The organism is Streptomyces sp. NPDC057474 (assembly GCF_042802555.1).
Taxonomy (GTDB): domain Bacteria; phylum Actinomycetota; class Actinomycetes; order Streptomycetales; family Streptomycetaceae; genus Streptomyces.
Genome location: NZ_JBHVDX010000479.1, coordinates 1 through 1,985 on the forward strand (window position 1 = coordinate 1; position 1,985 = coordinate 1,985).

Here is a 1,985-nt window from a genome sequence, read left to right on the forward strand (position 1 = left end):
GGGCGCAGCCCCTGCTTTTCAGGGGCGCGGGGAACTGCGCGAGAAGCCCCGCCGGACCCGCGGTCGCCCTCCCACCCGCACCCCCGGGTTAATGGGCGCCCGGTTCGACCCACGGAGTGAAAGGCTGGGAGAATGGGGCCGTCGGCCGGGGACCGTACCGGGCGGCCAAGGAACCTTCAGAGAAAGAGGACGTGCCGATCGTGGCTCAGAGCACCGAGACCACCGACTGGGTCTCCCGTTTCGCGGATGAGGTCATCGAGGAGTCGGAGCGTCGGGCCCCGGGCAAACCGGTCGTCGTCGCGTCCGGACTCTCCCCCTCCGGCCCGATCCACCTCGGCAACCTCCGTGAGGTCATGACCCCGCACCTCGTCGCCGACGAGATCCGCCGCCGCGGGCACCAGGTCCGGCACCTCATCTCCTGGGACGACTACGACCGTTACCGCAAGGTCCCGAACGGCGTCGACGGTGTCGACGCCTCCTGGGCCGAGCACATCGGCAAGCCGCTCACCGCCGTGCCCGCCCCCGGGGGCTCCGCCCACCCCAACTGGGCCGAGCACTTCAAGGCGGCGATGACCGACGCGCTCGCCGAGATGGGCGTCGAGTTCGACGGGATCAGCCAGACCGCGCAGTACACCTCCGGCGTGTACCGCGAGCAGATCCTGCACGCCATGAAGCACCGCGGGGACATCGACGCGATCCTCGAGCAGTACCGCACCAAGAAGGCCCCGGCGAAGAAGCAGCAGTCGCAGAAGTCGGACGCCGCCATGGAAGCAGCGGAGCTGGTGGCCGCGGAGGGCTCCGGCGCCGCCGGCGAGGACGACGGCAGCTCCGGCACCGCCGGGTACTTCCCGTACAAGCCCTACTGCGGGCAGTGCGGGAAGGACCTCACCGCCGTCACCGCCTACGACGACGACACCACCGAGCTGACCTACACCTGCACCGCCTGCGACTTCTCCGAGACCGTCGCGCTGAACGAGTTCAACCGCGGCAAGCTCGTCTGGAAGGTCGACTGGCCGATGCGGTGGGCGTACGAGGGGGTCGTCTTCGAGCCGAGCGGGGTCGATCACTCGTCTCCGGGCTCGTCGTTCCAGGTCGGTGGGCAGATCGTCGGGATCTTCGGCGGCAAGCAGCCCATCGGGCCGATGTACGCCTTCGTCGGCATCTCCGGCATGGCGAAGATGTCGTCGTCGAAGGGCGGCGTGCCGACCCCGGCCGACGCGCTGAAGATCATGGAGCCGCAGCTCCTGCGCTGGCTCTACGCCCGCCGCCGGCCCAACCAGTCGTTCAAGATCGCCTTCGACCAGGAGATCCAGCGGCTCTACGACGAGTGGGACAAGCTCGACGCCAAGGTCGCGGACGGGTCCGCCCTGCCGGCCGACGTGGCCGCCCACGCGCGTGCCGTGCGTACGGCCGCCGGTGAGCTGCCGCGTACCCCCCGCCCGATGTCGTACCGGACCCTCGCGTCCGTCGCCGACATCACCGCGGGCGCCGAGGACCAGACCCTGCGCATCCTCAGCGAACTCGACCCGACCGATCCGCTGTCCGCCCTCGACGAGGTACGGCCGCGGCTCGACAAGGCCGAGGCCTGGATCAACACGCAGGTCCCCGCCGACCAGCGGACCATCGTGCGTACCGAGCCCGACCTCGACCTGCTGAAGTCCCTCGACGAGCAGGGCCAGGGGTCGCTGCGGCTGCTGCTCGACGGGCTCGCCGAGCACTGGTCGCTCGACGGGCTCACGCATCTCGTCTACGGGGTGCCCAAGGTGCAGGCCGGATTCTCGGCGGACGCCACGCCCAAGGAGCTGCCGGCGGAGATCAAGACCGCCCAACGGTCGTTCTTCGCGCTGCTGTACCACCTGCTCGTGGGGCGTGACACGGGTCCGCGACTGCCCACGCTGCTGCTCGCGGTGGGGCAGGAGCGGGTGCGGGTCCTGCTCGGGGAGTAGGACCGACGGACTACGGAGAGGGGGCGCCCGGTGTACACC

1 protein-coding gene is annotated in these 1,985 nt (G+C 70.3%); it reads left to right on the forward strand.

The genetic code is table 11. The features are described from left to right. Positions 1–191 precede the first annotated feature (191 nt). Positions 192–1,946, forward strand: coding sequence for a lysine--tRNA ligase (gene lysS / locus ACFU53_RS47860; RefSeq protein WP_384006925.1), 1,755 nt, complete (start codon positions 192–194; stop codon positions 1,944–1,946). Positions 1,947–1,985 lie beyond the last annotated feature (39 nt).